Raw genomic sequence first — 23,533 nt, 5'->3', positions numbered from 1 at the left:
GCCGGCCGGCATGCCGCGAGTCAGGTCGAGCTGCTCTCGTCCGCGGTCACGCTAAGGGCCGCCCCTCGCGTCAGCGTTGCTCAGCACAGCTACCTCAGAGCCCTTGCTGAGTGAACGCCGGAACCGGTGCGCTCAGATTTGGCTGCAGTACCGGAGCCGTGTTTGCAGCGATCACGGTCAACATCCCGAGCATGTGCTGAAGCCACCCGAACAGGGCCCAGGTGACCAGCGCGTTGACGCCCGCGACCACCAGCACCAGGAACCCGAGCGCCTGCTCAGTGCTGCTGGTGCCGGCAGTGATCAATTGCAGGCCGGTCAGGACCCCGCCGACTCCCAGCACCGCGATCGTCAGCCACTTCACGACACCCAGGAACGTCGCCACCCGTTGCGCCGCATACACCTGCTTGCTCATCTCTGACATCGATCTCCCCCGCGGGATCTCGTGATCCTCGCAGCCACAGTGTGGCCACAGCTGTAGGCGTAGATCAGGGCCAAAGGTCCCGAAAGATCCCCGTCCCGCGCGAGGAAGCCAGATGATGAAGATCTTCTCCGGTTGTGCGTTCGATTCCATGGCACACGGCTCGTACCCACCAGCCAGCGAGTCCTGGAACCCTTTATTCACAAGGGAAAGGTCACACGCCAACACCACTCGAACTGGATATGTGTCGCCAGAGCAAGGGGTTGTTCGTCGAGTCGTGGGAGTTGGCTGTCAGGAACAACCTCGATCCACGAGTCGAGAACCTGAGGGTGGCCGGAGTGGCGATGAGGTGGGTGGCGTGCTGGAGTAGGCGGCCGCCTGACAGGTGCTGGGCAAAACCAGTTCAGCTCTTTTGCTGAAGAGGTCTCGCTCCTATGATGCTGGGCAAACTAAACCGGTATATCTGAGGAGTGAGGCGATGTCAGATCCGCTCGAGGTCTCTCGGAGAACGCTGATCACGGTGGGAGGTGCCGGCCTGGTGGCGGCGCTGGCCGGGGTCGGTACGACGGCCTCCGCCGCGGCAGCTGGATCGGCAGCACCGAAGCCCGGGTCGGGCGGGATCCCGCCCGGACCGTCGACGTACGGATGGAATCCGGCGGACCTGCTCGACTTCGACCCCAAGACCCACCCGTGGGCCCGGCACCTGCGCTGCCTGGTCCCGCTGGCGCCGCGGATCGAGCCGTTCGCGCCGACCCAGGCGCATCCCGACCTGGATCCCGGGGTCCGGTTGTCGACGCTGAGCCTGGACGACGCCGGCACGATCTACGAAGGCCGCAACCAGCCGATCGGTCTCGAAGGGCACGTTTACACGCAGCGGTTCTGGCCGTACATCGACGTCTGGGGTACGTGGCACGGTCAGGTGCTGCCGTCGGTGCCGAGCGACGTGGTCGCCGACCCGAGTGCGCCCGGCCGGACGTACGGCGTCATCGACATCCCGAACCCGGGCTGGACCGAGGCCGCCCACAAGAACGGCGTCAAGACGATCGGCGGCTGGTTCTGGCCGCGCACCGGCGTCGACTTCGGCGAGTTCCTGGTCCAGGCCGCCGACGGCTCGTTCCCGGTCGGCGACAAGCTGATCGAGATCCGCAAGTACTTCGGTTTCGACGGCCTGTTCATCAACCAGGAGGCGTCGATCACCGCCGCCCAGGCCGAGAAGCTGCGCGACCTGTTCCGCTACCTCAAGGCCCAGGACCCGGACTTCTACCTGCAGTACTACGACGCGGATCTGCCGAACGGCAACCTGGACTACCAGAACACGCTGAATCAGAAGAACGTCCCGTGGCTCGGTGCCCCCGGCGATCCGATCGTCGACTCGATCTTCATCAACTACGGCTGGCCGTACGTCGACGCGGACCTGAGCGGCAGCGCGAAGACTGCGACCGCCGCCGGGTTCGACCCACGGGAAGTCGCGTTCGCCGGCGTCGAGCACCAGCAGGGCGGCTTCAACCCGGAGGAGTGCTTCACGGACTACGCGTACCCGGGCCACCCCGGTCCGATCTCCGTCGCGCTGTTCGTCGAGGACCAGTACTGGGCCACCGCCGCGAACTCCGGTGCCACCACGACACCGGAAGGACGGGCGAAGTACCGCGATCTCGAGCAGCGGTTCTGGTCCGGGCCGACCGGCAACCCGGCGACGTCCGGCCGGATCGAGGAACGCACACCGCCGTACCGGACCGATGTCCTGAACTACAAGCGCTGGGACGGCATCGCGCACGGCATCGTCGAGCGGTCGCCGTACGGCGCGCTCCCGATCCTGACCACCTTCAACATCGGCGTCGGCAGCACGTTCTACCTCGACGGCAAGCAGGTCCGGGACAGCGGCTGGGACAACCAAGGCTGTGCCGATCGGGCGCTGACGTGGCAGTACTGGACCGACGGCGTCACGGTCGCCCTCGACGAGAGCACGGCGTACGAGGGCGCGCACAGTCTCGCTCTCACGGGCACCGGCGTCGTCCACCTCTTCAAGACCGACATCGCGCAGGCCGACCACACCGAGGTCCGGGTCGTCGCGCAGGGCTTGTCGACGATCGAGCTCGGCGTCACCCGCCGTGCGGCACCGGACCGCATCGTGTGGACCCGACTGACACCGATCCGGCGAGCGTCCGGCTGGATCGAGTACGGCGGGCGAGTGCCCTGTGGGGACGACCGCATCGCGCGAATCTCCTTGCGCACCAGCGGTTCCGGCCACCTGGGCAAGGTCCTGCTCGCCGACGCGCAGTCCCTCTACAAGACACCCGCCCGCCCACGATCCTTCGCCGTAGCCGACGAGGGCCCCGGCGCCGGCGCCACCCGCCACCTCAGCTTCACCTGGTCCCGCCAACCGGACGCCACGGCGTACGACGTACTCCAAGGCGCCAACCACTGGCTCGGCCGCGTCCACCGCGACGCCTTCTTCGCCGAATCAGTCGACCTGACCAAGGGCCGAACCTTCCAACTGGTCCCGATCGCCCCGAACGGCAACCGCGGCCCGTCCACAACCACCCACCTGTAGCACCGGAGAGGACGCCGCACCCCCGCGGCGGCGTCCTCGCCCGGTGACCCTCTAGCCTCCTAGAGTTTGAACTCTAGAATCATAGAGGAACCTTTGGGTGAAAGGAACGGTTGTGAACCGAGGTCTGCGAAGGGCTGTAGTGGCGGCGGTGGCGATGCTGACGGTGGGGGCCGGTGGGGCGCTGACGGCGGCGCCGGCTCAGGCTGTGTCGTACCGGCCCCTGATGAACGTGCACACCGGCACCTGTCTGACGGCCGGCGATTCGGGTGTGGTCTTCGTGTCGAGGTGCACCGGCAACACTCACCAGCAGTGGACCGCGGGGGCCAAGAACGCTTCGGGCTTCTACCTCCTGCGGAATCGAGCTACCGGCAAGTGCCTGTCCACCGACTACAGGACGAGAGTGAACGCCGTCTGGGTGGGATCGTGTGTGATGAATTCGGGCAAGCTGTGGAAGTTCAACAGCTCTTCCGGCGACTTCCTCAATGGAGACCTGAACAGCAATCTGCGGACCAGTTCCCGGGCCGGCGCCGTCTACAGCGACTACAACCACGATCTGGACTCTTCGTACTATCGGTGGCGCCTGATGCCCGTCTCGGATAATTGACGCCGCTGACGTTCAGCCGGGTGAACAGCAGCAGGTTGCTTGCAGTGAGCGGGTTACCTGCTCTGCTGGTTGGAGGGCGACATCGTCAAGTCCAGCGAGCCGTCGATCACGGCGGCGGCGACCTCGCTGAGGTGGCGCCCGTTGCGGCGCGCGTAGGCGCGCAGAGCGGCGAAGGCGGCGTCCACACCGAGACCGGCTCGCTCGGCCAGTACCCCTTTGGCCTGTTCGATCAGGACGCGGCTGTTCAGCGCACCCTGGAGTTGTTCGGCGACGATCTCGCCGTGGCGAACGGTGCGTTCCTGCAGCAGACCGATGGTGGCGACGTCCGCCAGCGCCTGACCGACCGCGATGTCGTCGTCGCTGAGGCTGGAACGGTCCTGGCAGAACAGGTTCATGGCTCCGATGACCTGACCGCGCAGCCGTAGCGGCAGGGCATGCACGGAGCGGTAGCCGGCCGCGGTGGTCGCCGCCTGGAACCGCGGCCATCGGGCCTGGACCTCGGCCAGGTCGATGTTCACCACCGGGTGTCCGGTGGTGAAGCAATCCAGGCAGGGTCCCTCGGAGTTCTGCAGCTCGAACAGTTCCAGCAGCCGGGCCTGATCGGTGGTGGAGGCCAGTACGTGCAACTGTTCGTGGGGGTCGACCAGGATGAGCCCGGCCGCGTCGGCCTGCAGGATCTCGACGCTGCGTTCGGTGAGCGTGTGCAGGAAGTCGATGACGTCGAAACCTGCGACGAGGGTGTCGGCGAGCTCGACGAACACGCTGGCCAGTCGCTGCTCCCTGCTCATGGCGCTCTCCTTCCTGACGTGATCGTGTCCCGTGACCGGATGGTGTCTATTCATGATGATCGTCTTCGGGTTGGAAACGTAGCCGCCGGTCGACTACGTCCTTGGCCACCTCGATCAGAGAACGTTCGCTGCTGAAGGCGTGGGCGCGTAGCCGCAGCAGCGCGTCGGTCAAGCCGACGCCGGCCTGCACCGAGACCATCCCGGTCGCCTGATGAATCTCGCGGCGGCTCTCGACGGCCTCGGCCAACTGCGGATGCAGCGGCTCGCCCGGTGTGGCCTTGTCCTGCAAGGACAGCAAGATCGTAGTGGCCGCCTCGGCGAATGCCAGCGCCTCGGCCAACTGGGGCCGGTCCAGCGAGCCGGTCGTGTCGCGATACAGGTCGAGCACGCCCAGCCGAATCGCACCGACCTGCAGTGGGAAGGCGAACACGGCGGCCACACCCGCGTCGAGAGCGGCGGCGGCGAAGCCCGGCCACCGCGCCGGTCCCGTAGCGGCCAGGTCGGACTGCAACACCGGCTGCCCGTCGTTCGACGCGTCCAGGCAGGGGCCCTCGCCCAGGGTCGCCTGGAGGTCTTCCATCATCGAAGCCCGCCTGTCCGTGGCCGTGATGGTGCCGCCGTGACCTGTGGAGGTCATCAATGCCAACCCCACACCGCTGACCGGCACTGCCACCGCACAGGCGCGGCACAGCTGCTCCGGGAGCCCGTCTCCCACCTCGGCCATGACCTCGGCCAGGATCTGCCGAACTCGTGACGATGACACCTGACCACACCGCCTCCCATTCCGTCTCGCCGACCAGGGCCAACCCGCCGGTCAGCCGATTGCCGGCGATCGGACAGCGGCGGCCACCGGTGATCTGGTGGGCAGCCGCCGGGTGCTGATCAAGTCGGCGGCCACACTGTGGAGCTTGATGTTGTTGTCCTGCGAGTAGCGACGGAGCACTGCGAACGCCTGATCGGCGTCGATGGTGAAGCGTTCCATCAGGACGCCCTGAGCCCGGCCGATGAGCGTGCGGGTCTCGATCGCCTGCGCCGAGGTCGACGCGTCCCGGACGGTGGCGATCGCGACTGCGGCGTGCTGGGCCAGCAACCGCGCGGTGGTCTCGTCGTCGGCGGTGAACCGGCCAGGGTGGATCGCATAGAGGTTGAGCGCGCCCAGGTTCGACCGGGCAGTGCACAGCCTTACTGTGAGCACGCTGCGAAGGCCGAGCTCGGCCACGCGTGGGCTCCACCGCGGCCACCGCGGGTCGACAATGGTGTCGCTGACCAGAACGCTTGGTTGCTCCCGGCTCACGGGCACACAAGGCCCCTCGTTGTACTGCAGTTGGAGCTGGTCAGCCTGCTCCACGCGCCGATCCGTGGCACCGCCCGTCTTCAGGCCCGTCCGTCGGTCGACAAGGACGACTCCGGCGCAGTCGCAGGTGGTGGTGCGCCGCGCGTACGCCAGGACCAGGCGCACGGCGTCGTCGATACCCGCGACGTCGTACAACTCCACGGCCAACTGCGCCAGACCGCCGGCCAGCAACACGTCTGTTCCGGGGATACCGGAAACATCGCGGAAACCGCCGGCCGCTGGCGCCCGGGAGATTTCAGTGTGGGTGACAGACATCGGCCCGACTCCGTCCAAACACGCCGTTGGAGCACCGCCGGGTCTCGGGCAGCCGGACACGCCGTTTGAGTCGGCGTTCCTAATGCTTCGAACAATACTGCCAATCCGTACCCACGGCGCAGCTGAAGTCCCAAGTTGTGCGAACGCTCGCCGGTCCGCGGTCACAATGGTGGGATGACTATCGAAGCGGTTGTTGTCTGATGGGGGTTCTCGACAAGTTCTCGCTGGCCGGGCGGACGGCGCTGGTGACCGGTGGATATCGGGGGCTCGGTCGTGCTTTCGCGACCGGGCTGGCCGAGGCCGGCGCGGACGTGGTGATCGGAGCGCGCGATGCCGCTGCTTCGCAGGAGGCGGCCGAAGCGCTGGCGGGCGAGACCGGACGGACAGTCGTCGGCGTCGGCCTCGACGTGAACGACCGGGCCTCCGGGCGGGCAGCGATCCAGGCGGCGCTGGACGCGACCGGACGGTTCGACATCCTGGTCAACAACGCTGGGGCGTGCGTTCACCGGCCGGCGCTCGACGTACCCGACGACGAATGGGACACCGTGTTCGCCACGAACGTCGACGGCCTGTGGAAGCTCAGTCAGGAGGCCGCCCGGCACTTCACGACGGTCGGCGGCGGCACCATCGTCAACATCGGGTCGATCTCCGCGCAGATCGTGAACCGTCCACAGTGGCAACCGGCGTACAACGCCTCCAAGGCCGCGGTCCATCAGCTGACCAAGTCCCTGGCCGCAGAGTGGGCGCCGTTGAACATCCGCGTGAACGCCGTCGCCCCCGGCTACGTGAAGACCGAGATGGCGCCGGTCGACGAGCCACAGTTCAAGGCCCGCTGGATCGACGACGCCCCCATGCAGCGGTACGCCGTACCCGAAGAAATAGCGCCCACCGTCGTTTTCCTCGCGTCACCCGCCTCCAGCTTCATGACCGGCTCGGTTGTCGTGGTCGACGGCGGCTACACCCTCCACTAGCCGATCAGTGGCTCCCAGCACTGCGCAGAGTCCGAGAAGCCGTGGTTCCGGACCCTAGCGCAAGCGAGAGATCGCTAGTGGGTGCAGGCGCAGTCGCAGGTCGGGTGGCAGGGTTTGCGGGGAGTCGCGCAGACCTCGTGTGGGTGGAGGACCGGGCCGACGCCTGGGACGGCTTGGCTACGGGCCAGGCGCAGCAAGGATTCTGCGGCCAGTTGGGCGTTTTCACCGGTTGCGGACATGCGTGCGGCGATCATCCCGGCGACCAGCGGCGTGGAGAACGACGTACCACTCCAGCTGGCCAGCCCTTCGAAATGCCGCACGTCATGGGGTGCGGGATCTTCGAAGCACTCGTAGTCGCCGACTGCGAAGGCGTTGACCAGATCCACGCCCGGTGCGTAGACGTCGACCCAACCGCCGTAGTTGGAGAACGACGCGCGGCAGTTGCCGTCGGCGGAGAGCGCTCCGACGCCGATCACCCACGAGTACGCCGCGGGGAACGTCGGCTCGTACGTCGTGTCGTTGCCGGCCGGCGCGACGATGACGACGTTCAGGTGGCGCAAACGCTTGTCGTAGAAGGTGTTGAAGGTGAGCAGCGGCCGATGGAAGCGGGTGAAGCCGTCGAACTCGCAGACGATGACCTCCGCACCGCAGTCCATCAGTTCGTTCATCTTCTGGATGATCTCGTGCTCGTACGCCATCCCCGCGTGCGGCCGGTTGTCGATGTACTCCGCCTTCTTGACGTGCACCTTCGCCTTCGGCGCCACCGTGCGCACACACCCGGCGACGAATGTCCCGTGGCACGCGTACGGCTTGATCTGTGTGGTGGTGCCCGCCTTGAAGGGATTCTCGGCATCACCGGTGACGCCGGCCATCCACGGCCACACCTGCACACCGTCGACCAGGCCGCCGTCGACGACGCCGACGAACACGTCGCGGCCGTCCCATCCGCGCGTTCCGCAGCAGATCCCGGTGCTCACCGGCGGCTCCGGGCACGCCGCCTTGCCGGGCACGCGCGCCGGCTCGGTGGCCGGGCACGGATGACCGTTGCCGTTCAGTTGCAGCGCGGTGTCCGGAGTCACCAGGTCGGGACCGAGCTTCTCCTCCAGCCGAGCCAGTACGTTCGGCGTCGACAGAGCATCGGTGTCGTCGTAGCGGCCGTCGCGCCTGCCGCCGAACTCTTTGCCACCGAACTTCCCGGGCTGTCCGGCCTTCACCGAACCGAACGTCCTGCCGTAGCGCCAGACCAGACCGGTGACACCGCCGATCACACGCAGCCGATCGATGGCTACCTTCTCGGGAATGATCGGACCCCGGACGTCGCCAGGCACCGGCGATTCGCGCAGCGTTTCCACGACCAGGTCCACGTGTTCCGTGCGAACGAGGATGGTGTCCCGGCGGTAGAAGTACTCGACGTACCCGCGGGTTTTCCAGTCGGGCGGGTACGCCGCCGCCGTACCGTGCCACCGCTCTTCGCGATCAGTTCGCTTCCTGCCACGACCCGTGCTCTCCTGGTCATCAGGGTCGTCCAGGATGAGGTGCAGGGCATCTTCGAGGCGTCGCTCGGCTGGCATTTCGTCCCCCTAGTTGGTCAGAAACCTTCGAAAAATAAGGTGGTACGGCGTACTACGATCGGAACATGGCCACGTGAAGGGGAGGATCGTGGACGCTGACGAGCTGCATGCGCTCGCACTGTCGCGGCCCGCTGACGCCCTGAAGATCGCCCACGAGGTCCTCGCGAACTCCCCGTCCGACGCTGATGCCGCGGCAGCGCACAAGGCGGCCGGTGTCGTCCATCGCGACTTCGGCGACATCCGTCAGGCGGTGACCGAGCTCAAGGCGGCGTACCGGCACGCTCGCAAGGCGGCGGATCCGGACAGCGAGGCGGACATCCTGGCGAGCCTCGGGGTGGCTCTGGTCATGGCCGGGCAGACCGGACGTGGTGTGGCCGTGCTCGACTCGGTCGTGCCCGCCCGGACGGGTGTGGTCGCCGGCCGGATCCTGATCCGCCGGGCTTGGGTGCGCGGGGCGCTGCTCGGCAGGTACGCCGAAGCGCTGGCCGACGCCGAACAGGCCGTCGAACTGCTGAGCGGCACCGGTGACCTGATGTGGGAGGCGCGGGCGCTGACCCACCGGGCGATGGTGCTGCTCGCGATGGGCGCGATCGAACGCGCCGACGTGGACTACGCCCGCAGCGAGGAGCTGTTCGCGAAGTGCGGTCAGCAGGTCGAGTACGCCGACACCCGGCAGGCGCGTGGTGCTGCGGCCTTCGCCCGCGGTGACCTGCCGACGGCACTGCTGTACCTCGACGACGCACAACGGATGGTCGACGAGCTCGGTGTTTTCGAGCCGGACCTGCTCGCCAACAAGTGCGTGGTGCTGCTTGCGGCCGGTCTGACGCGTGACGCACTCACCGAGATCAACAGTGCGCTGGAGCGGTTCGAGCACCAGCGCGGCTCGACGGCTCGACGCGCGGAGTTGTTGTACTGCGCCGGACTGGCAGCGCACGCCGCCGGGGCTCTGGAGCTGGCCGAGAGTCGCAGCCGTGCGGCGATGAAGCTGTTCCGCCGCCAGCAGCGTCCGTGGTGGGCAGCGCGTGCTGAGCTTGCGTTGCTTCAATCCCGCTACGCGGGCGGTGATCGTACGGCGCGATTGCTGCACACCGGCCAACGACTCAGCGTCGAGCTCGACGGACTCGATGCGGATCTCGCGGTCGAGGCGCATCTGCTGACGGGCAGGCTCGCCCTCGCCCGGTCCGACTCGGCCGGGGCCAGAAACCACCTGGGCATCGCGGCCGCCGCCCGGAATCGCGGCCTGCGAGCGCGCGGCGCCGGCTGGCTCGCCCAAGCCACGCTCCACCAAGGCGACGGCAGGTCGCGGGCGATGCTGGCGGCCTGCCGGCAGGGCCTGAGTCTGATCGAGGTCTACGTGCACACCCTCGGCGCCACCGAACTTCGCGTTCTCGCCACCGCTCAGGGCGCCGAACTCGCCGCGATCGCGCTCCGGTACGCCGTCCAGCGGGGCAACGCCCGCCAAGTCCTCGAGTGGAGCGAACGCTGGCGCGCCACGGTGCTCGCGATCCCGCCGGTCCGGCCGCAGGAGGACGACGGCCTGGTCGCCGACCTCGCCGCGCTGCGCGACCTGACGAACCGGCTGGAAACCACCTACGACCAGCGGCTCGGACCCGCCCCGCTGCACCGCGAACGCCGACGCCTCGAAGCCGCAGTACGACGCCGAGTCCTGGTGACACCCGGAACCATGGGCCACCGGTCCGACCAGTTCCGCAGTACCGAGCTGCTCAGTCATCTCGGAGACCGCAGTCTGGTCGAGCTCACCGACGTCGACGACCAGCTGTACGCGATGACGGCGGCGCGCGGCCGGGTCCACCTCGTGTTGATCGGTCCCACCCAGGAGGCGACCCGTCGGCTGTCACACGCGTTGTTCGCGCTACGACGGGAGGCGACCGGACGCGGCGAGGACCGGCTCGACCTGGACGCCATCGGAGCCCGCCTGGAGACGGCACTCCTGGGCGACGTGGCCAAGCACCTGGCCGACGGCCCAGTGGTGGTCGTACCGACTGGCCGGCTGCACGCCGTTCCGTGGAGTCTGCTGCCGTCGTTGCGGCATCGGCCAACCTCGGTGGCACCTTCGGCGGCCGCGTGGTTGCGCGCACAGAGCGCCGTACCGCCCGCGACCGAGCGGGTGGTCCTGATCGGTGGTCCGCAGCTGTCGAGCGGACCAGAGGAGGTACGACGACTGTCCGAGCTGTATCCGGACGCGGTGGTGCTCACCGAAGGCGATGCCACGGCAGAAGCGGTCCTGGAAGCGATGGACGGGGCGTCGTTGGTGCATGTCGCCGCGCACGGCACGTTCCGCGCGGACAGTCCGTTGTTCTCGGCGCTCCAACTGGATGACGGGCCGCTCACGGTGTACGACCTCGAACGGCTGGACCACGCGCCGTACCGAGTCGTGCTGTCGAGCTGCAGCTCCGCGCTGGGCGGACCCAGTGGTGCGGACGAGTTGCTCGGTCTGGTCAGTGCGTTGGTGGCACTCGGGTCGTCCGGCGTTGTGGCGAGCGTCGTACCGGTGAACGACCCGGCGACGGTGCCGCTGATGGTCGGCCTGCACGGCAGGCTGCGGGCCGGTGACGATCTTGCCGAAGCGCTTGCCCAGGCACGGGGGTCGGCCGGCGACGACCGGCTGGCGCGCACGGCTGGGCAGTCCTTCATCGCACTGGGGGCTTGAGTCATAGCCGGACCCAGTCGGTGACCACTCGACCGGTCGCCGTATCGCAGCGCAGGCGGACCGCATCAGCAGGCAACGACGGTAGCTCGAAGAAGCCGGATTCGTCCGCGCTGACGGAGAACTCGGTGCCGTCCGGGGTCTCGACATAGATCTCGCCCGGGCCGGGCGGCAGGATCTGGCCGACAACCTCGTCCTGGGTCACCTCCAGCTCCATCGACAGCGGAGTGGAGCTGAACACCAGCAGCCGAGTCTGCCCGGGTTCGGCCCGGGTCCCCGCCACCGCCTCGAGCGACGAGTCGAACGTCAGGCTTGCCTGCAGGAGGTCCTCGTCGATCGTCCGCCAGGACAGCACGCCTTCGGCCTGCGCGGCGATCGTGTCTGCCAACGGTTGCGTACCGCGGACAGCCTCGGCGAGATCCTCGAGGAGGCGCTCGTCGTCATCCCAGCGTTGCCGCGTCATGCTGATCACCTCCGGACGGCTCGGATCGCTCCGAATGCTCGGCGGATTCGACGTACGCCCGGACCCGTGGAGATCTGCGGAGCCGTTCGAGCGCGCGTGAGCGGGTGGGGCCGATGCTGCCTGCCGGTATCCCGGTGCGCTCGGTGATCTCGACGTACGACGGTCGCGGATCCTCGAGCAGCAGCAACAGCAGATCGCGCTGCCGGCCTGGCAGCTCGGCCAGACCGGCCAGCAGCACCTCGTGCCGCTCGGCCCGGAACAGACCTTCTTCGGGTTCGTCGATATCCGCCGCAATCGCCTGGAACTCAGGATCCAGCGGGTCGTTGGGCTGCAGTCGGCGCCCGGACGACAGGTACCGGAGCGCCTCGCGGCGGGCGGTCGTGACGATCCACCCCGGCATCGCCCGCGGTTCCTGCAGGCTGTCCAGGTGCCCGACGAGGCGCAGCCACACGGTCTGCGCAACGTCCTCGGTCTCGCTCGGCGTCAGCCGGAACCGACGGATGACGGACACCAGCAACGGCGCGTACCTGCTCACGAGTTCGCTCCATGCCTGCTGATCTCCATCGGCGGCGCCAGCCACCAGAGCGGTGACCGGCGAAACGTCGTCTTCCATTCCGGCTGCCCCCTTGATGCCGTGTCCCTACTGAACGGACCGCACCGGAGCACCTGGAGATACATGCCAATCCAGCTTCAGACCGGTAGCTCTGCGTAGGCCGATGCCGGCAGCAGCCGCAGGCCGCTGTGCAGAGTCACCAACTCCTGAAGCGCGTACGTCGCGGAGCGCTTGAAATCGAAGCCGTGTGCACCGAGGGTCACCTCGACGGAGCAAGACCCCGGACTCAGCCCGACGAGCAGGCCGCTCTGAACGGTCAGCCGGAGGGCTTCCAGCGTGAAGAGCAGCGTGAGATCGAACCTGATCGTGACCGGAGCCTGCTGATCGACGGTCACCTCAACCTCTGGGTGATGGATCGACGAGATCTCGTGCTTGGCCAACGTGACGTACTCGGGCGACCCGGTGCCCGCGAGCGTGGCGCTCGCCGCCTCCTGGAGGTCGCGATGCGTCCGCCAGCCCCACAGGATCGGATCGCCCAGGTCGCGATCGAAGGTCGCTGTGAGCGCGCGGTTCACCGGAGCTGACGCCAGCCAGGCGACTGGAGCGAGGTGAGGCGCCAGTTCAAGCACCTTGCTCTTGGTGATCAGGTCGCTCAGCTCGGCGGAGGCGTCCCGGCTGGTCTGGTTGAAGTGCGAGGCGATGGTGATCTGGTGGCTAGTGGTGTTCATCGGTCTTCTCCTGCAGGTACTGGCGCCCGCGATCAAGGCGGGCGTTGACTCGGATTCGGTGTGCTGGGCCGGATTCGTGGATCTGCGGGATCCCCGGAGTCAGCCGACCGGCCGCCTGAACGTGAGGCACTGGTTTGGGGTCGGAACCCGGTCGGTGCCTGATACGGCTGACGGTCCCGGCTGCCAGGACGGCTGTCCCGAGCAGCAGTGGCACCAGCCACGACGGCCAGTTCGACTCGCTGGCGGCGAACTCCACCGTCACCGTCGTTCCTGTTGGGACGAGCTCTCCGGCGCGCGGCTGCTGGCTGATGACTTGTTGCTCGTGACCCGAAGCATCACTTCCACCGATCAGATCGAAGATCAGCTCGGCGCCCTCGACCGCGCCACGGGCGTCGTCCTCACTGCGGTTGAGCAGGTCAGGAACCGGCACGAGCTTCGGCTTCGGCGCGCGGGTGACGTCGACGGCGACGACGGTGCCGACGTCGACCTCGGTACCGGCCCGCGGATGCTGGTTCAGGACGATCCCCGGCGCGTTCCCGGGACGGACCACGCGAGATCGGAACTTCAGTCGAGCCACCCCGACCGCCTGCTTCGCGGTGGATTCGAGCCGGCCGACGAGATCCGGCACCACTGCGCGGACGACGGCGGGCGGTGTCGGGGGAGGCGTCGGGACGACTGTGGTCGGTGGTGGTGCGGGCACCCGGCGTACGTCGGCTCTCACGGTGGTGGCGCGTTCGACCAGCTCGCCTGGTTGCGGTTGCTGGCTGACCACCCGCCCGGGCCGTTTGCCGTCCTTGAGGATCCGTTCCTTGTAGTTGAGGCCGGCGTCTTTGACCAGGGCCGCGGCCTCGTCCTCGGTGCTCCCGATCAGATCCGGCACCGGGACACGCACCGGATCCGGCGGGACGGGCTCGCTGAGCTTCAGGCTGGCCTCGTCCCCGAACATCATGTACGCGCCGGCACCGGGGTTCTGAAACTCGACTGTCCAGTCCGCAGCGCCGCTCGCCGGCAACGCTCGCACCGCAATCGTGCGCCGTGCCGCGATCTTCTCTGCGGCGCCCCAGGTCTTCCCGACGAGGTCCGGCATCACCACGCCACGGGTGAGGGCGACCACCGAGTATCCCCCGTCGGGGTCGGGCGTGTACTGCACCTCCTGCTTGACAACGACGACGGCCCTCTCGTCGACCTGCACGAGGTTGTGGTTCACGATCTTGCAGTTGTGGCCGGCGGCTCGGAGACGGTCCGCTGCTGCTCCCAGCGACAGGCCAAGCACCTTGGGAACGGGCGACGGTGAGGCGGTCCACTCAGCGGATTCCGTGCACGCGTCTTCGGCAACGCCTGCGGCGGCGGTTCCGGCCGACAGCAGCGTCGCGATCGCAACGGCTGCCGCGGCGATCAGATACTTGGCGCGATGGATACTCACACTCTCTCTGACCGGGCCGCCGGCCCGGTTGATACCCGGATGCAACCAACTTCGACCTCGGAGGCGTGTCTAACCCGGTATCAAGGATGGGAGATCAGATGAGTGAGCGGGACGCGGCGTTCGAGGCGTATTTCGCGGCACGTTCCGACGCCATGCGCGGCACGGCGTACCTGCTCTGCGGCGACTGGCATCGCGCGGAAGACCTGGTGCAGCAAGCGTTCACGAAGCTCTACCTGGCGTGGCGCCGGATCGAGCGGCACGAGGCGATGGACAACTACACCAGGCAGACGCTCATACGGACGTTCCTGTCCGAGCGGCGCCGGGGGTGGTTCCGGCACGAGTCGGTCGAGTCCGAGGCGACCGATCGGGCCGCGCCGGCGGCCGACTTCGCCGACGAACGGCTCGTGTTGCTGGAGGCACTCGTGAAGGTGCCGCCGAGGCAACGCGCCGTACTCGTCCTGCGGTACTGGGAGGACCAGTCCGTCGAGCAGACAGCTGCGCTGCTCGACTGCTCGACCGGAAATGTCAAGAGCCAGGCCGCCCGCGGGCTGGCGACGCTGCGGGGTCTGCTGGAAGAGGAGAAGGTTCGATGAACGAAGAGGATCTCAACGAGGCACTGCATGACGTGATCGTGCGCAGCGGCCCACCGCCGTCGATGGATCCTGCGCGTGCTCTCGAGCAGGCCCGCCGGGTGCGCAAGCGGCGCAGGGCGACGTGGGCCGGGCTCGCCGTCGTACCGCTGGTGGTTGGCGTCACAGCCGGTCCCGCACTGGTCACGAACTTGACCGGTGACCGGTCGGTGGGCCAGATGGTGGCGGGCGGCCCGGGCACGCCGTCGGTATTCCCGCCGTCGGCATCCACGCCCCCGGTCTCCACTGTGGCGCCGACGACTGCGCCGAAGACCCGGAAGACCGGTGACCCGTGGCCGGAGGGCCAGGTGGACCGTACGGCGACCACGGGTCCTCGCGCCGATCGGGCCGTGGCGCTGATGAACGAGCTGACCTCGGCATTGCCGCCAGGATTCACCTCGCCGGACCTGAAGTACCCGAGCGGCGACCCGATGAGATGGCCGCAGAGCCAGTACGCGTCCAATGACGGAGAGCCGGACTACTGGGAGTACTCGGCCTCCATCCCAGTGCAGAAGGACAACCGGGTCGGCAAGTTGCTCGCCCTGTCGACCACGCCCAACGGGAAGCCGGCGACGGACCCGTGCAAGCTGGCGAAGGGATTCTGGGGCGGGACCGGCACCTGCGCCGTCGTGGACGTCAACGGTAAGAAGGTCGGCGTGGTGACCGCCAAGACCGGCGGCGACTACGACCAGTGGGCCGCCTACCGCTACGCCGACGGCACCGTCGTCTTCGTAGCCCAAGCCAAGAAGAACGACCGCACGGACAAAGCCCCCCTGACCCAACCGGTGTACACCGCCCGCCAACTGGCCGAACTGGCAACGTCACCAAAGTTCAAGATCAGTAGCTGATCGGCTGCGGCTGGCGTTCTGGGACCTCATGCGATAATGATAATGGTTGTCATTTCATTTCGCTCAAGAGGTTGGTCCTGTCATGAGTCGCAGACTGTTCGTTGTGCCCGCTGTCGTCACCGTCGTCGCTCTGGGGCTGGGCGGCTGCTCGTCGGGCGGTGACGCTGCCGCCGGGGCCGCGTCGTCGCCCGGTGCGTCCAGTGGCGCGAAGATCAAGGTGGTTGCGTCGACCGACGTCTGGGGCAATCTGGCCGCAAGCATCGGTGGCGACAAGGTGGCGGTCACCTCGATCATCACCAGTCCGGACGCCGATCCGCACGAGTACGAGGCAAACACCCGGAACCAGTTGGCGCTGGCCGATGCCACGGTGGTGCTCGAGAACGGCGGCGGGTACGACGACTTCATGGACCGGATGCTGAAGAGTGCGAAGAACACCTCGGCGACGGTGCTGAACGCGGTGACCATCTCCGGCAAGAAGGCAGCGGGCGGTGCGGAGCTCAATGAGCACGTCTGGTACGACTTCCCGACGGTCGTGAAGGTCATCGACCAGATCCAGCAGGCCTACGCCAAGGCCGCGCCCGGCGACGCGGCGGCGTTCCAGCAGAACGCCGCCGCTCTCAAGCAGAAGATCGACGGCCTGACGCAGCAGGAGGCGTCGCTCAAGGCGAAGTACGACGGTCAGCCGGTCGCGATCACCGAGCCGGTGCCGCTCTACCTGCTCGACGCGGTCGGCCTGCAGAACAAGACTCCTGACGAGTTCAGCGAGGCCATCGAGGAGGACAGCGACGTACCCGCGAAGGTGCTGGACCAGACCTTGCAGCTCTACAGCAAACACGAGGTCAAGCTGCTCGCGTACAACGCGCAGACCACCGGTCCGGAGACCGAGAAGGTGCTGAACGCCGCCAAGCAGAACAACATCCCGGTGGTACCGGTCACCGAGACCCTCCCGAGCGGCAAGGACTACGTCGGCTGGATGTCGGCAAACCTCACCGCGGTCGGCGCCGCGCTCGGGCAGTGAGCGTCGTCCTGCGCCTGGAGCGGGCCGCGCTCGGCTTCGGCGCTCGCGCGCTCTGGGAAGGTCTCGATCTCGAGGTCAACGGTGGCGAGCTGATCGCCGTACTGGGCGCCAACGGATCGGGCAAGTCGAGCCTGTTGAAGGTCGTCCTCGGCCAGGTCCGGCTCTGGTCCGGGTCCGCGACGTTCCTCGGTACGCCGGTACGCCGGGGCGACCGGCGGATCGGATACATACCGCAACAGCGGCTGGCCGAGGACGGCGTACCGCTCCGCGGCCGGGACCTCGTGGCGCTCGGTGTGGACGGGCACCGGTGGTGTGTTCCGATTCCGTCCCGGGTACGGCGTCAGCGGGTCAATCAACTGCTCTCGTCGGTCGGTGCGGAGGCCTACGCGTCCACTCCGCTGTCGTCGCTGTCGGGCGGCGAGCAACAACGGCTGCGGATCGCCCAGGCACTCGCTGCCGATCCACGGCTGCTGCTGTGCGACGAGCCGCTGCTGTCGCTGGATCTGCCGCACCAACGACTGGTCAGCGATCTGGTCGACAATGCCCGCCGGCGGCTCGACCTCGGCGTCCTGTTCGTCACCCACGACATCAACCCGATCCTCGACAAGGTCGATCGGGTGCTCTACATCGCGAACCACCGGTTCCGGATCGGTACGCCGGACGAGGTGCTGACCACCGACGTACTGAGTGACCTGTTCGACGCCCCGGTCGAAGTCATCCGGCACAACGGACGGATCCTGGTCGCGGGTGTCCCGGACCACGATCCGTACCACCACGCCGAACAGGCGATGGTCCGATGATCGGCCTGGACAGTCTCGGCACGGTCTGGTCGGAGATGTTCAACTTCTCCGACTACGGCCAACTCCTGCCGCTGCTGAAGAACTCGATCATCGCCTGCGTCGTGCTCGGCATTGTCGGCGGCCTGATCGGCGTGTTCGTGATGATGCGTGACATGGCGTTCGCCGTGCACGGCGTCAGTGAGCTGTCCTTCGCCGGTGCGGCGGCCAGCCTGCTCTTCGGCGCCAGCGTCGTCACCGGAGCCCTGCTCGGATCGCTGACAGCAGCGCTGCTGATCGGCGTACTCGGTGCGCGCGCCCGGGACCGCAACTCGGTGACGGCCGTACTGATGCCGTTCGGCCTCGGACTCGGGATCTTGTGTCTCGGCCTCTACCACGGCCGGGCGGCGAACAAGTTCGGCCTGCTCACCGGGCAGATCGTGGCGATCGACGATCCGCAGATCAAGTCGCTGATCGTCATCTCCGCCGTCGTGGCCGTCGGGCTGGTGGTGATCTGGCGGCCGTTGCTGTTCGCGAGTACGGATGCTGACGTTGCCGCTGCCCGCGGTGTCCCGGTCGGTGTCATGTCGATCGTCTTCATGATCCTGCTCGGTCTCGCGGTCGCGGTCTCGGTGCAGATCGTCGGCGCGCTCCTCGTGCTCTCGCTGCTGGTCACACCCGCGGCCGCGGCGCTACGAGTCTCCGCGTCACCGGTCTGGGTTCCGCTGCTCAGCACCGCGTTCGCAGTGGTCGCATCGGTCGGAGGCATCCTGCTGGCCGCCGGCAGTTCGGTCCCGATCAGCCCGTACATCACGAGCATCTCGTTCGCCATATACCTGGGCTGCCGACTCCTGCCGGTACGCCGTCCTGCGCGCCTCACCCCAGTCGACGTCCGTTGAGCTCGGGATCACGGCGTACGGCAAGGTCGGGAAGTCTTGGGCGTCGACCTTGGGCGGCTCGCGGGTGAGTCGCCCAAGGTCGTGGGTTACTTGGTGGCGGCCAGTAGGTCGGCTTTGTGCAGGTTGAGCCAGGTTTCGAACGACTCCAGGGCCGGGTTCAGTTCGCGGACGTTCGCGAGGTCACGGTTGCCGGTGAACTCGTGGTGGTTCTCGGCGTAGAACTGGAACATGTTGGCCATTTCGACGGCCATCGGGAACGGGTACTCGCGGTACTCCTCGAGGGTCGGGGAGTAGTAGACGACCTTTTCGCCGAGGGCTTCGGCGAGGGCGGCGGCGTACTCGTGGCCGGTGAGGTGGTCGCCGGCGATGCTGACGGTCTGGCCGATCAGGTCGGGGCGCTTGAGGATGGCGAAGGCGCTGCGGCCGATGTCGTCGGTGGCGATACCGGACAGGCGCTGATCGCCCATCGGTACCGTGATGGTCAGAGTGCCGTCGGCGTTGCGGGTCGGCGCCATGGCGGTGACGAACGCGTCGAAGTAGAACGTGGTCCGCAGGAACGTCGTCGGTACGCCGTACTTGGTGAACAGTTCGTCCGCCTCTCCCTTGGCGTCGAAGTGCGGAACCTTGTAGCGCCCGTCGTCCAGGCTCGGTACGTCGTCACGCCCGCCGAAGAACAGGCGGGTGTCCTCGAGCGTCGACCAGACCAGGTGTTGTACGCCGGCGTCGCGGGCGGCCCGCGCGGCGATCTCGGCCTGGTCGAGTTCCATCTCGGCGCGGGTCCGCGCCGCCTCCTCGTCCGCGGTCAGCGGCGCCCAGTAGTTCGTCACCACGAAAGCGCCGTACGCGCCGTCGAACGCGGCCCGGATGCTCGCCTCGTCGTCGAGATCCGCGGCGACCACCTCGGCGCCCGCGGCGGCGAGGTCCTTCGCCGCGCCGGAGTCCGGGTTCCGGGTCAGCGCTCGTACGGCGAACTCGCCCGACGGATCCGCCAGGATCGCGCGGACCAGCGCGCCACCCTGGGCTCCGGTGGCTCCGACGACGGCGATCAGCTTGCTCATATCCGTTCACTCCTCGAACAGTTAGGTTGATGTGTCAACTCAACCGATCGTAGCGCGATTGGTTGATGTGTCAACCCGAGCGGGTAGGATGGTTCTCGTGAGCAAGGGACCGTGGCTCGACGACGACGAGCAGAAGGCGTGGCGCAGCTACCTGCTGATGAACCGAACGCTGGAGACGCACCTGGAGCGGCACCTCCAGCGGGACTTCGGCCTGTCCAAGTCGGACTTCGAGATCCTGGTGAATCTGTCCGAGTCGGAGTCCGGCCGGATGCGGGCGTTCGAGCTCGGGCGCGCGACGCAGTGGGAGAAGAGCCGGCTGTCCCATCACCTGACCCGGATGGAGAAGCGCGGCCTGATCCGCAAGGAGGCCTGCGACTCGCGGTACCCGGAGATCGCCATCACCGAGGAAGGCCTGACCGCGATCAAGGAGTGCGCGCCGGTGCACGCCGCGCGGGTGCGGGAGTTCTTCGTCGACGTGTTCGGCCCCGACCGCCTCGCCGTTCTCGGTGAGGTCGCCGACGAGATCGTCGGCACGATCGGCAAGCACTGCGACACCGACTGCCCGCTGGAGGCCCGCTCCTGAGACCTGTTCTCAGAGAGCTTTCAGCAGAACTTGACGGTGGCTTGATCTTCTCTTGGAGTGCGGCTGACGGGCCTCGAACGAGGCTTACGGCATGGTCACCACAGGCGAACCCCAACCCAACCGCCGGCGCTGGCTCCACCGCGCGTCCGCGGCCGCGATAGCCACTGCCGTCCTCGGAGTCGGCGCGACCGGGATCTCGGTCGCGGTCGTGTCCTCGAAGCACTCGGACAGCGGCAGCACCGGTACGACGTCGACGTCCAGCAGTTCGGACTCCTCCAGCTCAAGCTCCAGTTCGAGCTCGGACGACAGCAGCAGCTCGAGCGGCGTCGGCTCGGCCGACTCCGGCTCCACCTCGCAAGGCGGGAGCAACGGGTCATGACCGCCTCACGCACGTGGAACGCGTGGAGTTGCACGGTCCGGCTGACCGTCGACGACCCCGCTGTACTGGGGGCGGCGTGCGGTGAGCTCAAGGCGCTGATGGACCGCGTCGACAAGGCCGCGAGCCGGTTCCGCCCGGACTCCGAGCTGTCGATCGTCAACACCCGCGCCGGCGCCCTCGCACCGGTGTCGCGTCTGCTCGTCGACCTGGTCGACGTCAGCCTGGTCGCGGCCCAGATGAGTGGCGGGGCAGTCGACCCGACCGTCGGCGCGGCGGTGATCGCGGCCGGGTACGACGCCGACATCGAAGCCGTACGGCGGCGCTTCCCGCAAGCGCCCGAGGACCCGACGCAGATCGCCGGCTGGCAGGAGGTCCGCCTCAACCGGAAGCTAGCGCTGCTAGGTGTGCCGAAGGACTGCGCTCTCGACCTCGGTGCCACCGCCAAGGCCTGGACGGCGGATCGGGCGGCCAACGTGATCAGCAAGCGCTACGGCTGCGCGGTCCTCGTCGAGATCGGCGGCGACCTGCGGGCAGCGGGTACGCCGAAGAAGCCGTGGGTCATCACCGTCGCGGAGCGCGCCGGCGACGAGGGTGTCCTCGTGACGCTCGCCCACGGCGGTCTGACCACGTCGACCCGGACCGTACGGCGTTGGCAGACACCGACCGGCTACGGGCACCACGTCATCGACCCGCGCACGGGCCGTCCCGCGGAGGGTCTGTACCGGACTGCCTCCGTCTGGGCGCCGACCGCCGTACGGGCGAACACCTTCAGTACTGCGCTCATCGCGACGGGCGAAGCAGCCGTCGGGCGGCTGAAGCTGTCCGGTCACCCGGCGCGGCTGATTGCCGACGACGGTGAGGTCACCGAGCTGTGCGGGTGGCCGACGGCGAGCAGGGCCGCCTGATGACCCTGTGGTACCTGGCCCGCGCGGCCGGCGTGGTCACGATGGTCATGTTCACGCTGTCCGCCGTACTCGGAATGGTGATGCCCGGCGTGCGTCGACCGGAGCGGCGGTTCTGGCTCCAGTACGTGCACCGCTCGGCCGCTGTGACCGGACTGGTCCTGCTGGCGACACATGTGGTCGCGGTGATCGCCGACAGCTACGTGGACATCAGTCCGACCGTTCTGGTGTGGCCGTTCGGCTCCGGCTACCGGCCGTTCGCCATGGTCATCGGGGTGCTTGCTCTCTACAGCCTCGTACTGGCGTCCCTCGTCGGAGCGGCCCGTGGCCGGTTGGCCGTGTCCCAGTCGTTCACGAAGCACTGGCGCAAGCTACACATCGCCGCGTCGGTCGGGTGGTTGCTGTCCATCGGCCACGCACTGCTGGCAGGTACCGACCGCAGTACGCCGTGGATGCTCGGCATCACGCTCGCGTGCCTGGGCGCGGTCGCCACCGCCGGCGCGTACCGCCTCAACAACGCGACCCCTAAAACCACCCGCGCCTGGAGGACCCAATGACCACCATCGACAGCCCCGCGTCGCTTCGCTCGGCGGGGTTGGAAGGGGAGCGACACAGGGTCATCGGTGACGCCAGAGTCCTCGCCGGACTCGACCAGGGCCGTCTGGACCTCCAGCGTCATCTCCTGACGCACGGTCCGCAGCCCGAGCTAACCCGCGACGACTACGTGCAGCTCTGCGAAGCCGTAGGACTCAGGGGGCGCGGCGGTGCGGCCTTTCCGGTCGCACTGAAGCTGCAGGACCTCCCAGCTCGCGGTGTAGAAGCTGTGGTGGTCAACGGCTCGGAGAGCGAGCCGGTGAGCCGGAAGGACCGTCTGCTCCTGACCCGGTCGCCACACCTCGTTCTGGACGGCGCAGTCGGTCTCGCGCACGCACTGCGGGCACCGCACGTGCTGATCGCCGTACACGACCCTGCCGCGGCCACGTCCCTCCGAGAGGCGCTGATGGAGCGTGACGACCAGCTGGCGATCGAGGTGCGTGACACCCCGGGTCGGTTCGTCGCAGGTGAGGCTCGCGCGGTGCTGAGTGTGCTTGAAGGCGGTACTGCGGTGCCACCGGGTCGGCGGGTGCTGCCGACGCGGAGGGGGTACCACCGGCGGCCGACGTTCCTGTCGAACGTGGAGACGTTCGCGCAGCTCGCCGTACTCGCGCGGCTCGGGTCCCGCGGGTTCAGCAGCACCGGTCTGACCAGCGAACCGGGTACGCAGCTGCTGACGATCGACGGGGCGGTCCAACGGCCCGGTGTGATCGAGACACCGACAGGCGTCCCACTGGACACAGTCCTGCAGTACGCCGGTGCAGAACCGGGACCTGTCCTGCTGGGCGGGTACCACGGGCGCTGGCTGCCGCAGACCGATGGCGTGCTGCTGCAGCGACCGGAGGTGTCCGCCGGGATCATCCTCGCGCTCGGCTCCGGTACCTGTCCGCTCGGCGAGGTCACCAGGGTCGCTGAGTGGCTGAGGAGTCAGTCGGCCGGCCAGTGCGGACCCTGTGTCTTCGGCCTCGCCTCACTCGTCGACGACTTCGCCCGGCTGACCATCGGCGACAGTCAGGGCTGGTACGACGCCCAGCGGCACCTCGGTCTGATTCCGGGCAGAGGCGCCTGCGCGCACCCGGACGGGGCTGCGAGGTTCCTCACATCGGCGCTCGAGGTCTTCGACGACGACGTACGGCGTCATCTGTCCGGTCAGGGCTGTGGCCGGCCGGTTCTCGGAGTTCTGCCCGTCCCTGGAGGTACCCGATGAACAAGGTGGAGATCGACTGGACCAGGTGCGACGGACACGGCCTTTGCGCAGGTCTGCTGCCTGATGACGTCGTCCTCGACGAGTGGGGATTCCCCGTCCTCCGCGGCCGCGAAATCACCGCCGGTGAACTCCCGGACGCGCGCCGCGCAGTCCTCGCCTGTCCGGCTCTTGCACTACGCCTCAGTAGTCGATGACAGGCCCGTCCCGACACCACACCAGTGACAAAGGTGGACTAATCTCTGAGTGACCGCACAATGTCGTGCGGTCCGGCGCGAGCGACGCCGAAGTCACGT

25 protein-coding genes are annotated in these 23,533 nt (G+C 67.9%); 14 read left to right on the top strand and 11 right to left on the bottom strand.

Annotation, left to right across the window (positions count from 1 at the left end; all coding sequences use genetic code 11):
- Positions 1-94: 94 nt before the first annotated feature.
- Positions 95-412, bottom strand: a complete 318-nt coding sequence (locus E0H45_RS41460; protein ID WP_165546789.1) for a hypothetical protein — start codon at positions 410-412, stop codon at positions 95-97.
- A gap of 484 nt (positions 413-896) precedes the next feature.
- Here E0H45_RS41460 and E0H45_RS41455 point away from each other — a divergent pair, with 484 nt between their 5' ends.
- On the top strand, positions 897-2,969 hold the full coding sequence (locus E0H45_RS41455) for an endo-beta-N-acetylglucosaminidase (RefSeq protein WP_131348137.1): 2,073 nt from the start codon (positions 897-899) through the stop codon (positions 2,967-2,969).
- 154 nt (positions 2,970-3,123) lie between these two features.
- Positions 3,124-3,573 carry an RICIN domain-containing protein gene (locus E0H45_RS41450; RefSeq protein WP_238155711.1) on the top strand — a complete coding sequence of 150 codons (450 nt, stop codon included), beginning with the start codon at positions 3,124-3,126 and terminating at the stop codon, positions 3,571-3,573.
- 53 nt (positions 3,574-3,626) lie between these two features.
- Here the strand turns inward: E0H45_RS41450 and E0H45_RS41445 are convergent, their stop codons facing one another.
- From E0H45_RS41445 to E0H45_RS41435, 3 genes are all read right to left on the bottom strand, one after another.
- The gene (locus E0H45_RS41445; protein WP_131348133.1) at positions 3,627-4,361 is read right to left on the bottom strand and encodes a GAF and ANTAR domain-containing protein; all 735 of its coding nucleotides are present in this window, start codon (positions 4,359-4,361) and stop codon (positions 3,627-3,629) included.
- A gap of 46 nt (positions 4,362-4,407) precedes the next feature.
- Positions 4,408-5,085 carry an ANTAR domain-containing protein gene (locus E0H45_RS41440; RefSeq protein WP_165546788.1) on the bottom strand — a complete coding sequence of 226 codons (678 nt, stop codon included), beginning with the start codon at positions 5,083-5,085 and terminating at the stop codon, positions 4,408-4,410.
- A 90-nt stretch (positions 5,086-5,175) separates the two neighbouring features.
- Positions 5,176-5,970 carry a GAF and ANTAR domain-containing protein gene (locus tag E0H45_RS41435; RefSeq protein ID WP_131348129.1) on the bottom strand — a complete coding sequence of 265 codons (795 nt, stop codon included), beginning with the start codon at positions 5,968-5,970 and terminating at the stop codon, positions 5,176-5,178.
- A gap of 200 nt (positions 5,971-6,170) precedes the next feature.
- On the opposite strand from E0H45_RS41435, the gene E0H45_RS41430 reads away from it, so the two are divergent.
- Positions 6,171-6,941 carry an SDR family NAD(P)-dependent oxidoreductase gene (locus E0H45_RS41430; RefSeq protein ID WP_131348127.1) on the top strand — a complete coding sequence of 257 codons (771 nt, stop codon included), beginning with the start codon at positions 6,171-6,173 and terminating at the stop codon, positions 6,939-6,941.
- Positions 6,942-7,015: 74 nt separating this feature from the next.
- On the opposite strand, the gene E0H45_RS41425 is transcribed toward E0H45_RS41430, so the two are convergent.
- Entirely contained in the window at positions 7,016-8,512 is a 1,497-nt protein-coding gene (locus E0H45_RS41425; RefSeq protein ID WP_131348125.1) for a S8 family peptidase, read from the bottom strand.
- Positions 8,513-8,600: 88 nt separating this feature from the next.
- Between E0H45_RS41425 and E0H45_RS41420 the strand changes: the two genes are divergently transcribed.
- Positions 8,601-11,183: a CHAT domain-containing protein gene (locus tag E0H45_RS41420; protein ID WP_131348123.1), complete on the top strand. Its 2,583-nt coding sequence runs from the start codon at positions 8,601-8,603 to the stop codon at positions 11,181-11,183.
- A 1-nt stretch (position 11,184) separates the two neighbouring features.
- Here the strand turns inward: E0H45_RS41420 and E0H45_RS41415 are convergent, their stop codons facing one another.
- The 4 genes from E0H45_RS41415 to E0H45_RS41400 form a co-directional block, all read right to left on the bottom strand.
- Positions 11,185-11,643 carry a hypothetical protein gene (locus E0H45_RS41415; RefSeq protein ID WP_131348122.1) on the bottom strand — a complete coding sequence of 153 codons (459 nt, stop codon included), beginning with the start codon at positions 11,641-11,643 and terminating at the stop codon, positions 11,185-11,187.
- Positions 11,621-12,256, bottom strand: coding sequence for an RNA polymerase sigma factor (locus tag E0H45_RS41410; RefSeq protein ID WP_131348120.1), 636 nt, complete (start codon positions 12,254-12,256; stop codon positions 11,621-11,623). Before E0H45_RS41410 ends, E0H45_RS41415 begins: the two co-directional genes overlap by 23 nt.
- Positions 12,257-12,333: 77 nt before the next feature.
- Positions 12,334-12,924: a hypothetical protein gene (locus E0H45_RS41405; protein WP_131348118.1), complete on the bottom strand. Its 591-nt coding sequence runs from the start codon at positions 12,922-12,924 to the stop codon at positions 12,334-12,336.
- Entirely contained in the window at positions 12,911-14,347 is a 1,437-nt protein-coding gene (locus tag E0H45_RS41400; protein ID WP_131348116.1) for a PASTA domain-containing protein, read from the bottom strand. The genes E0H45_RS41405 and E0H45_RS41400 overlap by 14 nt, the downstream gene beginning before the upstream one ends.
- Before the next feature lie 98 nt (positions 14,348-14,445).
- Between E0H45_RS41400 and E0H45_RS41395 the strand changes: the two genes are divergently transcribed.
- From E0H45_RS41395 to E0H45_RS41375, 5 genes are all read left to right on the top strand, one after another.
- Positions 14,446-14,940 carry a SigE family RNA polymerase sigma factor gene (locus tag E0H45_RS41395; protein WP_131348114.1) on the top strand — a complete coding sequence of 165 codons (495 nt, stop codon included), beginning with the start codon at positions 14,446-14,448 and terminating at the stop codon, positions 14,938-14,940.
- Positions 14,937-15,824, top strand: coding sequence for a hypothetical protein (locus E0H45_RS41390; RefSeq protein WP_131348112.1), 888 nt, complete (start codon positions 14,937-14,939; stop codon positions 15,822-15,824). The genes E0H45_RS41395 and E0H45_RS41390 overlap by 4 nt, the downstream gene beginning before the upstream one ends.
- A gap of 82 nt (positions 15,825-15,906) precedes the next feature.
- Positions 15,907-16,842, top strand: a complete 936-nt coding sequence (locus tag E0H45_RS41385) for a metal ABC transporter solute-binding protein, Zn/Mn family (RefSeq protein ID WP_131348111.1) — start codon at positions 15,907-15,909, stop codon at positions 16,840-16,842.
- A complete protein-coding gene (locus E0H45_RS41380) occupies positions 16,839-17,642 on the top strand; it encodes a metal ABC transporter ATP-binding protein (RefSeq protein ID WP_131348109.1) in 804 nt (267 codons plus the stop codon). Before E0H45_RS41385 ends, E0H45_RS41380 begins: the two co-directional genes overlap by 4 nt.
- Positions 17,639-18,517: a metal ABC transporter permease gene (locus E0H45_RS41375; protein WP_131348107.1), complete on the top strand. Its 879-nt coding sequence runs from the start codon at positions 17,639-17,641 to the stop codon at positions 18,515-18,517. Before E0H45_RS41380 ends, E0H45_RS41375 begins: the two co-directional genes overlap by 4 nt.
- Positions 18,518-18,603: 86 nt before the next feature.
- On the opposite strand, the gene E0H45_RS41370 is transcribed toward E0H45_RS41375, so the two are convergent.
- Complete coding sequence (locus E0H45_RS41370; protein ID WP_131348105.1) at positions 18,604-19,575, bottom strand: NmrA/HSCARG family protein; 972 nt, start codon at positions 19,573-19,575, stop codon at positions 18,604-18,606.
- Positions 19,576-19,663: 88 nt separating this feature from the next.
- On the opposite strand from E0H45_RS41370, the gene E0H45_RS41365 reads away from it, so the two are divergent.
- Positions 19,664-20,158, top strand: coding sequence for a MarR family winged helix-turn-helix transcriptional regulator (locus tag E0H45_RS41365; RefSeq protein ID WP_202872757.1), 495 nt, complete (start codon positions 19,664-19,666; stop codon positions 20,156-20,158).
- A gap of 84 nt (positions 20,159-20,242) precedes the next feature.
- On the opposite strand, the gene E0H45_RS41360 is transcribed toward E0H45_RS41365, so the two are convergent.
- The gene (locus E0H45_RS41360; protein WP_131348102.1) at positions 20,243-20,509 is read right to left on the bottom strand and encodes a hypothetical protein; all 267 of its coding nucleotides are present in this window, start codon (positions 20,507-20,509) and stop codon (positions 20,243-20,245) included.
- A 24-nt stretch (positions 20,510-20,533) separates the two neighbouring features.
- On the opposite strand from E0H45_RS41360, the gene E0H45_RS41355 reads away from it, so the two are divergent.
- From E0H45_RS41355 to E0H45_RS41340, 4 genes are read left to right on the top strand one after another with little or no spacing between them, the layout of a single operon-like run.
- Positions 20,534-21,442, top strand: coding sequence for an FAD:protein FMN transferase (locus E0H45_RS41355; RefSeq protein ID WP_131348100.1), 909 nt, complete (start codon positions 20,534-20,536; stop codon positions 21,440-21,442).
- Positions 21,415-21,996: a hypothetical protein gene (locus tag E0H45_RS41350; RefSeq protein WP_131348098.1), complete on the top strand. Its 582-nt coding sequence runs from the start codon at positions 21,415-21,417 to the stop codon at positions 21,994-21,996. The genes E0H45_RS41355 and E0H45_RS41350 overlap by 28 nt, the downstream gene beginning before the upstream one ends.
- Positions 21,993-23,240: an NADH-ubiquinone oxidoreductase-F iron-sulfur binding region domain-containing protein gene (locus tag E0H45_RS41345; RefSeq protein WP_131348096.1), complete on the top strand. Its 1,248-nt coding sequence runs from the start codon at positions 21,993-21,995 to the stop codon at positions 23,238-23,240. The genes E0H45_RS41350 and E0H45_RS41345 overlap by 4 nt, the downstream gene beginning before the upstream one ends.
- Complete coding sequence (locus tag E0H45_RS41340; protein ID WP_131348094.1) at positions 23,237-23,434, top strand: ferredoxin; 198 nt, start codon at positions 23,237-23,239, stop codon at positions 23,432-23,434. Before E0H45_RS41345 ends, E0H45_RS41340 begins: the two co-directional genes overlap by 4 nt.
- The last annotated feature ends 99 nt before the right edge of the window (positions 23,435-23,533 follow it).

Origin of the sequence: Kribbella soli (assembly GCF_004331345.1) — a bacterium.
Lineage (GTDB): Bacteria > Actinomycetota > Actinomycetes > Propionibacteriales > Kribbellaceae > Kribbella > Kribbella soli.
Note: the sequence above shows the minus strand (reverse complement) of the source record. Positions and strands in the feature narration are given on the sequence as shown.

Bases quoted from the DNA above. Each gene is read 5' to 3' on its own strand.
- E0H45_RS41460 (WP_165546789.1), bottom strand. From the start codon at position 412: ATGAGCAAGCAGGTGTATGCGGCGCAACGGGTGGCGACGTTCCTGGGT.
- E0H45_RS41455 (WP_131348137.1), top strand. From the start codon at position 897: ATGTCAGATCCGCTCGAGGTCTCTCGGAGAACGCTGATCACGGTGGGA.
- E0H45_RS41450 (WP_238155711.1), top strand. From the start codon at position 3,124: ATGCTGACGGTGGGGGCCGGTGGGGCGCTGACGGCGGCGCCGGCTCAG.
- E0H45_RS41445 (WP_131348133.1), bottom strand. From the start codon at position 4,361: ATGAGCAGGGAGCAGCGACTGGCCAGCGTGTTCGTCGAGCTCGCCGAC.
- E0H45_RS41440 (WP_165546788.1), bottom strand. From the start codon at position 5,085: ATGGCCGAGGTGGGAGACGGGCTCCCGGAGCAGCTGTGCCGCGCCTGT.
- E0H45_RS41435 (WP_131348129.1), bottom strand. From the start codon at position 5,970: ATGTCTGTCACCCACACTGAAATCTCCCGGGCGCCAGCGGCCGGCGGT.
- E0H45_RS41430 (WP_131348127.1), top strand. From the start codon at position 6,171: ATGGGGGTTCTCGACAAGTTCTCGCTGGCCGGGCGGACGGCGCTGGTG.
- E0H45_RS41425 (WP_131348125.1), bottom strand. From the start codon at position 8,512: ATGCCAGCCGAGCGACGCCTCGAAGATGCCCTGCACCTCATCCTGGAC.
- E0H45_RS41415 (WP_131348122.1), bottom strand. From the start codon at position 11,643: ATGACGCGGCAACGCTGGGATGACGACGAGCGCCTCCTCGAGGATCTC.
- E0H45_RS41410 (WP_131348120.1), bottom strand. From the start codon at position 12,256: ATGGAAGACGACGTTTCGCCGGTCACCGCTCTGGTGGCTGGCGCCGCC.
- E0H45_RS41405 (WP_131348118.1), bottom strand. From the start codon at position 12,924: ATGAACACCACTAGCCACCAGATCACCATCGCCTCGCACTTCAACCAG.
- E0H45_RS41395 (WP_131348114.1), top strand. From the start codon at position 14,446: ATGAGTGAGCGGGACGCGGCGTTCGAGGCGTATTTCGCGGCACGTTCC.
- E0H45_RS41390 (WP_131348112.1), top strand. From the start codon at position 14,937: ATGAACGAAGAGGATCTCAACGAGGCACTGCATGACGTGATCGTGCGC.
- E0H45_RS41385 (WP_131348111.1), top strand. From the start codon at position 15,907: ATGAGTCGCAGACTGTTCGTTGTGCCCGCTGTCGTCACCGTCGTCGCT.
- E0H45_RS41375 (WP_131348107.1), top strand. From the start codon at position 17,639: ATGATCGGCCTGGACAGTCTCGGCACGGTCTGGTCGGAGATGTTCAAC.
- E0H45_RS41370 (WP_131348105.1), bottom strand. From the start codon at position 19,575: ATGAGCAAGCTGATCGCCGTCGTCGGAGCCACCGGAGCCCAGGGTGGC.
- E0H45_RS41365 (WP_202872757.1), top strand. From the start codon at position 19,664: ATGGTTCTCGTGAGCAAGGGACCGTGGCTCGACGACGACGAGCAGAAG.
- E0H45_RS41355 (WP_131348100.1), top strand. From the start codon at position 20,534: ATGACCGCCTCACGCACGTGGAACGCGTGGAGTTGCACGGTCCGGCTG.
- E0H45_RS41345 (WP_131348096.1), top strand. From the start codon at position 21,993: ATGACCACCATCGACAGCCCCGCGTCGCTTCGCTCGGCGGGGTTGGAA.
- E0H45_RS41340 (WP_131348094.1), top strand. From the start codon at position 23,237: ATGAACAAGGTGGAGATCGACTGGACCAGGTGCGACGGACACGGCCTT.